This window comes from Arthrobacter sp. 05L45_2 (genome assembly GCF_056397525.1).
This window is the reverse complement of sequence record NZ_JBFTNO010000011.1, coordinates 21,618-27,934: the sequence shown is the minus strand read 5'-3', so window position 1 is coordinate 27,934 and position 6,317 is coordinate 21,618. Positions and strand designations below refer to the sequence as shown.

General features: G+C 68.1%; 6 protein-coding genes. All 6 read left to right on the top strand.

Features of this window, described 5'->3' with window-relative positions; all coding sequences use genetic code 11:
- A partial coding sequence (locus AC1DHD_RS02050) for a transketolase-like TK C-terminal-containing protein (protein ID WP_476878083.1) occupies positions 1-952 on the top strand: 952 nt, incomplete at its 5' end.
- Positions 953-1,163: 211 nt separating this feature from the next.
- Positions 1,164-2,408, top strand: coding sequence for a PucR family transcriptional regulator (locus AC1DHD_RS02045; RefSeq protein WP_476878082.1), 1,245 nt, complete (start codon positions 1,164-1,166; stop codon positions 2,406-2,408).
- A gap of 88 nt (positions 2,409-2,496) precedes the next feature.
- Positions 2,497-3,426 carry an ACP S-malonyltransferase gene (locus AC1DHD_RS02040; RefSeq protein WP_476878081.1) on the top strand — a complete coding sequence of 310 codons (930 nt, stop codon included), beginning with the start codon at positions 2,497-2,499 and terminating at the stop codon, positions 3,424-3,426.
- Positions 3,423-4,484: a beta-ketoacyl-ACP synthase III gene (locus AC1DHD_RS02035; protein WP_476878080.1), complete on the top strand. Its 1,062-nt coding sequence runs from the start codon at positions 3,423-3,425 to the stop codon at positions 4,482-4,484. The genes AC1DHD_RS02040 and AC1DHD_RS02035 overlap by 4 nt, the downstream gene beginning before the upstream one ends.
- Before the next feature lie 145 nt (positions 4,485-4,629).
- Positions 4,630-4,875 carry an acyl carrier protein gene (locus tag AC1DHD_RS02030; protein WP_175320862.1) on the top strand — a complete coding sequence of 82 codons (246 nt, stop codon included), beginning with the start codon at positions 4,630-4,632 and terminating at the stop codon, positions 4,873-4,875.
- 202 nt (positions 4,876-5,077) lie between these two features.
- Positions 5,078-6,313 carry a beta-ketoacyl-ACP synthase II gene (fabF, locus tag AC1DHD_RS02025; protein ID WP_476878079.1) on the top strand — a complete coding sequence of 412 codons (1,236 nt, stop codon included), beginning with the start codon at positions 5,078-5,080 and terminating at the stop codon, positions 6,311-6,313.
- Positions 6,314-6,317: the final 4 nt, after the last annotated feature.

Sequence of the window (6,317 nt, the reverse complement as noted above, 5' to 3'; positions counted from 1 at the left end):
GTCCTACGCGACGCACGGCGAACCGCTGATCCCGATCTACGTGTTCTACTCGATGTTCGGTTTCCAGCGCACCGGCGACTCCTTCTGGGCAGCCGCCGACCAGATGACCCGCGGGTTCATCATCGGCGCCACCGCCGGCCGCACCACGCTGACCGGTGAGGGCCTGCAGYACGCTGACGGCCACTCCCCGATCCTCGCCTCGACCAACCCGGCCGTGGTCACCTACGACCCGGCGTACGGTTACGAAATCGGCGTCATCATGCGTGATGGCCTGAACCGGATGTACGGCCCCGGCCCTGCGGATAACGACCCGGCACGGAACCTGATGTACTACATCACGGTTTACAACGAGCCGATCGTCCAGCCGCCGGCACCCGCGGAGCTCGACGTCGAGGGCATCGTCAAGGGCATCTACCTGCTGGCACCGGCCAAGATCGACGGCCCGCGCACGCAGATCCTCGCCTCCGGCGTTTCGGTTCCGTGGGCCCTTGAGGCCCAGCGACTCCTGGCCGAGGACTGGGGCGTCTCCGCCGATGTCTGGTCCGTCACCTCCTGGACCGAACTGCGCCGCGACGCCATGGCCGCCGAGGAAGAGGCCTTCCTCAACCCCGGCCAGCCCGCACGCGTCCCGTTCGTCACCGAACAGCTCGCCGGGGCCACCGGACCCATCGTGGCCGTCTCGGACTACATGAAGGCCGTCCCCGACCAGATCCGCCAGTTCATCCCGAACGAGTTCGCCTCGCTCGGTGCCGACGGTTTCGGTTTCTCGGACACCCGCGCCGCAGCCCGCCGCTTCTTCAAGAACGACATCCACTCGATCGTGGTCCGTTCCCTGCAGATGCTGGCCCGCCGCGGCGAGGTCGACGCCCAGGCCCCGGCCCAGGCGATCGAGAAGTACCGCCTCCTGAACGTCAACGCCGGCACCACCGGCAACGCCGGCGGCGACTCGTAACCTGCGTCCCGCGCAGGATACAGAGCCAGCGCCCGACGGCGGTCCCCACCCAGGTGGGGGCCGCCGTCGGGCGTTTAACCGGTAGGGTCCGGACCGGAGGGGGCCCGCCGACACGCGCGGGCCTGCGCCGCGAAGGCTGTGATGCAGCCCAAAGCGTCTTGTAGCCTTTGCACAAATGGAGCTTGGACGGCGGGCGCCGTATGCTCGATGCATGGCAGAGCCCACCACCACCCCCGCAAAACGCAAACCGTCCGTGCGGGCGCTCACCCCGGAGAAGGCCGAGACGCTCAAAAAGCTCCGGGCCAGCGTGGGCCAGTTGTCCACCACCACCCTGCGGCAGCTGGAGAAATCGCTGCCCTGGTACAGCCGGCTGAACTCCGATGAGCGCTCCGCCCTCGGCATGGTGGCGCAGAACGGCATCGCCGCCTTCGTCACCTGGTTCGAACGGCCCAGCTCGCCGTCGTGGATCCTCTCCGATGTCTTCGGGACCGCACCCACCGAACTGACCCGCTCGATCAGCCTGCAGAAAGCCCTGCAGCTAATCCGGATTGTGGTGGAAGTGGTCGAGGACCAGGTGCCGATCATCGCCCCGGAGGCCGACCAGGCGGACCTCCGCGAGGCCGTGCTGCGGTACTCCCGGGAAGTGGCTTTTGCCGCCGCGGACGTTTACGCCCGCGCCGCCGAGACCCGGGGCTCCTGGGATACCAGGCTTGAGGCCCTGATTGTGGACGCCATCCTGCGCGGCGAAAACACGGACGCCCTGCGCTCCCGSATCGCGGCCCTGGGCTGGAAGGCGCAGGAACGCTTCACTGTTATGGTCGGAAATTCCCCGTCSGAGCCCAGCGCCAGCTATGTCAGCGAACTCCGCCGCACTGCCGGGCGATTTGCCGAGGATGCCCTGGTGGGCATCCAGGGCGACCGGCTCATCCTGATCCTGGGCGGCGTGCAGGACCGCGAGACCGCCTGCCAGAAACTCAGCGAGCTCTTCGCCCCGGGGCCGGTGGTCTACGGGGCCGAGGCTGGCTCCTTGCTGGAGGCCAGCAGCTCCGCCCAGTCCGCCTTCGCGGGCCTCACCGCCGCCCGGGCATGGCCCTCCGCGCCGCGCCCGGTGGCGGCGGATGACCTCCTGCCGGAGCGGGTGATTTCCGGCGATGACGCCGCCCGCCGTTCCCTGGTGAAGAACATCTACCGGCCCCTGGTCGCAGCCTCGAACGGTCTGGTCGAGACCCTGGGGACCTACCTGGAACTGGGCCATTCCCTCGAAGCGACGGCCCGCGAACTCTTCGTCCACGCCAACACCGTGCGGTACCGGCTCAAGCGTGTTTGCGACGTCACCGGCTGGGATCCGCTGATCCCCCGCGAGGCATTTGTGCTTCAGGCGGCGCTGGTGGTGGGCCGCCTCTCGGCACCGCCGAGGCCCTCCACCGAACGCCAGCCGTCCCGTAACAACTCCTGACCCGTTGTAGACTTCCTACAAACTGACCCAGTGAGCTTGGTGCATGAAAGTACCGATGAATCACGCGGCAATTTGGAAAGCTGGATACGTGCTTGCAATCGTCTGCCCTGGACAGGGCTCCCAGACCCCTGGTTTTCTGGCCCCTTGGCTGGAACTGCCTCCCGTCGCAGGCCACCTGGCCTCACTTAGCGAAATAGCAGGTATCGACCTCACCGCCCACGGCACCACCTCCGACGAGGAGACCATCAAGGACACGGCCGTCGCGCAGCCCCTGATCGTCGCCGCCGGACTCGTTGCCGCCCAGTCACTCTTCGACGTCGAACTCGGCGCGCTCCCCGTGGTCCTCGCCGGCCACTCGGTCGGCGAAATCACCGCGTCGGCCCTGGCCGGTGTGCTGACCGAAACCGAAGCCATGACGTTTGTCCGCGAACGTGCCAACGGCATGGCCGCTGCCGCAGCTGCCACGCCCACCGGCATGAGCGCCGTCGTCGGCGGCGACCCCGCCGAGGTACTGGCCGCAATCGAAGCCTGCGGGCTGACCCCGGCCAACGTCAATGGCGCCGGCCAGACCGTCGCCGCCGGCACCATGGAGCAGCTGAAGGCCCTCGCCGACAACCCGCCGGCCAAGGCCCGCGTGATCCCGCTGAAGGTCGCCGGCGCGTTCCACACCTCGCACATGTCGCCCGCCGTCGCTGCACTGGAGGCCCTCCGGCCCTCGCTGCACCCGCGGAACCCGCAGGTGCCGTTGCTGTCCAACTTCGACGGCGCCGAGGTGACCGACGGCGGTGCCGCCGTCGACAGCCTCATCGCCCAGGTCTCCCGCCCCGTCCGCTGGGACCTCTGCATGGACACCATGGTCAAGCGCGGCGTCACCGGCGTTATCGAACTGGCCCCGGCCGGTACACTGGCCGGGCTGGCCAAACGTGGAATGCCCGGCGTGAAGACAGTCACCGTCAAGACCCCGGACGACCTCTCCGCCGCCTTGGCCCTATTCGCAGAACTGGAGGGAGGCAAATGAGCGCTCCCGCTCTGAAGCAGGCAGCACTGCAGGAAAACACCCGCGTCCTGGGTCTCGGCGCCTACCGTCCGAACGTCATCGTTACGAACGAGGACGTGTGCCAGTGGATCGATTCCTCGGACGAGTGGATCCGCCAGCGCACCGGCATCATCACCCGCCACCGGGCTCCTGCCGACGTCAGTGTCATCGACATGGCCGAAGGCGCATCCCGCGAAGCCCTGCAGAAGGCCGGCATTGAGGCCTCCGAACTCGGCGCCGTGATCGTCTCCACCGTCACCCACCCGTACGCCACACCGTCGGCCGCAGCGAGCCTGGCGGACCGTCTCGGCGCCACCCCGGCACCGGCCTTCGACATCTCCGCCGCCTGCGCCGGGTACTGCTACGGCATTGCCCAGGCKGACGCGCTGGTCCGTTCCGGCGCGGCCAAGTACGTCCTGGTCGTCGGCGCCGAGAAGCTCTCCGACGTCATCGACAACACCGAACGCACCATCTCCTTCCTCCTGGGCGACGGCGCGGGCGCCGTCGTCATCGGCCCCTCCGACACTCCCGGCATCGGGCCGTCGGTGTGGGGCTCGGACGGCAGCAAGTGGGACGCCATCGGCATGACCCACTCAATGCTAGACATCCGGGACTTCGCCGCCGCCGGCAAGAAAGACCCGGCCCTCAGCGAAGGTGAAGCCGCCGTGACCGAGGCTGCCCTGTGGCCCACGCTGCGGCAGGACGGCCAGACGGTGTTCCGGTGGGCGGTCTGGGAGATGGCCAAGGTGGCGCAGCAGGCCCTCGACGCCGCCGGCGTCAGCGCCGACGACCTCGCCGCTTTTATCCCGCACCAGGCCAACATGCGCATCATCGACGAAATGGCCAAGCAGCTCAAGCTTCCGGAGACCGTCAAGGTCGCCCGGGATATCGCCGAGGCGGGTAACACCTCGGCAGCCTCCATCCCCCTCGCCACCCACCGTTTGCTGCAGGAAAACCCTGAACTAAGCGGCGGACTGGCCCTGCAGATCGGGTTCGGCGCAGGACTGGTCTTCGGCGCCCAGGTGATTGTGCTTCCGTAGGCGGACACCGCACTCCCCCGGCTGGAGCGTTGCTCAACAGCACGGATTCCCACACCAAGCCGAACCCTCGGTTTGAATCATTTCGCCAGACTCTCCCGGCACAACCACCGGAAGCCGACGGCACCAACAAGAAAAGGAGCCATCAATGGCTAGCAACGAAGAAATCCTGGCCGGCCTGGCTGAAATCGTCAACGAAGAGACCGGCCTGGCCCCCGAGGCTGTCGAGCTGGACAAGTCCTTCACCGAGGACCTGGACATCGACTCCATCTCCATGATGACCATCGTGGTCAACGCTGAGGAAAAGTTCGGCGTCCGCATCCCCGACGAAGAGGTCAAGAACCTCAAGACCGTCGGCGACGCCGTCAGCTTCATCGCCAACGCCCAGGCCTAATTCCGCCTGACCTTTGGTTCGGCCGGCGAGACGCCGGCCCGTGGCCGGTCCGGGACGCCCAACGGCGCCCCGGACCGGAACACCACCGCAGCATCCCGTTTTTGCATGACCTTCCGCAAGACCACCGAGTTTTCCCTACGCACGCCGCGGCAGCCTTTCCCAGGTTCCRGATCCGGCAGGCGCACCGACAGAGAGTGATCCCATGGCACGCAAAGTAGTCATTACCGGTCTGGGTGTCACAACACCCATTGGCGGCGATGTCCCCACGATGTGGAAGAACGCGCTGAAGGGCGTCTCCGGCGCGCACACGCTTGAGGACGACTGGGTAGCCAAGTACGAGCTCCCGGTGCACTTCGCCGCACGCGCCTCCAACCCCGCAACCGAGGTCCTGAGCCGTGTCGAGGCCAAGCGCATGGACCCGTCGACGCAGTTCGCCGTCGTCGCCTCCCGTGAGGCCTGGGCGGACTCCGGCATCACCGAGATCGACCACGACCGCCTCGCCGTCGCCTTCGCGACCGGCATCGGCGGTGTCTGGACCCTCCTGGACGCCTGGGACACCCTGCGCGAAAAGGGTCCCCGCCGTGTGCTGCCCATGACCGTGCCGATGCTGATGCCCAACGGCCCTGCCGCGGCCGTCAGCCTCGACCTGGGTGCCCGCGCCGGCGCCCACACCCCCGTCTCCGCCTGCGCCTCCGGCACCGAGGCCGTACACGTGGGCCTGGACCTGATCCGATCCGGCAAGGCCGACGTCGTCGTCTGCGGCGGCGCCGAAGCCGCCATCCACCCGATGCCGATCGCCGCCTTCGCCTCGATGCAGGCGCTCTCACGCCGCAACGACGATCCCGAGCGCGCATCCCGCCCCTACGACCGCGACCGTGACGGCTTCGTCATGGGTGAAGGGGCCGGCGCGCTGGTCCTCGAGGCCGAGGAGCACGCCCTGGCCCGCGGCGCCCGGATCTACGCCGAGCTCGCCGGCACGTCCGTAACCGCCGACGCGTACCACATCACGGCCCCGGACCCCGAGGGCCTCGGCGCCACCCGGGCCCTGAAAGCCGCCATGTTCGACGGCCGGATCCAGGCCGAGGACGTGGTGCACGTCAACGCGCACGCCACCTCCACGCCGGTGGGCGACAAGCCCGAGTACGCCGCCCTGAAGGCCGCCCTGGGCAGCCACGTGGAGAACGTGGCGGTTTCCGCCACCAAGTCGCAGATGGGCCACCTGCTGGGTGCCTCCGGCGCCGTAGAGGCCGTCCTGACCGTCCTGGCCGTCCATGAGCGCAAGGCTCCGGTGACCATCAACCTCGAGAACCAGGATCCTGAGATCCCSCTCGACGTCGTCACCTCCGAGCGCAAGCTGCCCGAGGGCGGCATTGTGGCGCTGAGCAACTCGTTCGGTTTCGGCGGCCACAACGCCGTTATTGCAATCCGCAGCATCTAGCGCC